This is a genomic window from Pseudomonas asuensis (assembly GCF_014646755.1).
GTDB lineage: Bacteria > Pseudomonadota > Gammaproteobacteria > Pseudomonadales > Pseudomonadaceae > Chryseomonas > Chryseomonas asuensis.
The window spans coordinates 1-810 of the sequence record NZ_BMNW01000081.1 but is presented as its reverse complement, the minus strand read 5'-3'; the positions used below and the strand labels follow the sequence as shown (position 1 = coordinate 810).

Below are 810 nucleotides of genomic sequence, written 5' to 3'. Positions count from 1 at the left end.
GAGAGACCTCGACGATTGAGCCCTTAAGGTATGTAAACGTACCAACGCAATTAGCCGATGCCTCAACCGTCCGAGAAGTACTCTGCGTTATAATGGAAAACCGCTTAGGCAGGCTTACTGTTGCTGTCGTAACCTGCCTCTGCATCAGAAGAACCCACACCCGCTATTTTTGACCATGGGCAGCAAAAGTCATGACTTGGAAGTTTGCTTTTCTGCCTCTACGACCTGCTCATAAGTTAGGCCTTCCCTTCGCGCCTTTCTGCGTATTCTGTGGTAATCCGCTACCGCAGCATGGGGGTTGCCTGTGAGTTCTTGGGCCCGCTTAGCTTTCTGCATTCTATGGTAATCCGCTGCCGTAGCATCAGAGTTGCCCGTGAGCTCCCGGGCACGCTTAGCGTTCTGCATTCTTCTGTAATCAGCCGATGTAGCCTCAGGGTCGCCTGTGAGCTTCTGGGCACGCTTAGCGTCCTGTATTCTCTTGTAATCAGCTGCCGTAGCATCAGACTTGCCCGTGAACTCCCGGGCTCGCTTAACAGAGCTATTATCCTTAGTACCACTAATACGTGCTAAAGCATTCTTAGCTTGTTTTACTGTCAATCCGGGTATCTGCTTTGCTATCTCCGCTTGCCTTTTACCTTGCCCATGCAGGTCGGCTATTTGCGCCTTGATCTCCGGACGTAAATGCCCACCTTTCGGTGTTTTCACGCCCTGCTCACGGTTAACTACCGCGGTGTCGTGAGCCTGTAGGCTAGCTTGAGCCGGCAGCGATACAGGCTTAGGCATAGCAAGGCTTAAACCCGCCGCATGGGC

General features: G+C 52.5%; 1 protein-coding gene. It reads right to left on the bottom strand.

From position 1 onward, the window contains the following. Positions 1–189 precede the first annotated feature (189 nt). Positions 190–810 (bottom strand): hypothetical protein (locus IEX86_RS24760; RefSeq protein ID WP_188868796.1); only part of this gene is annotated, 621 nt, incomplete at its 5' end.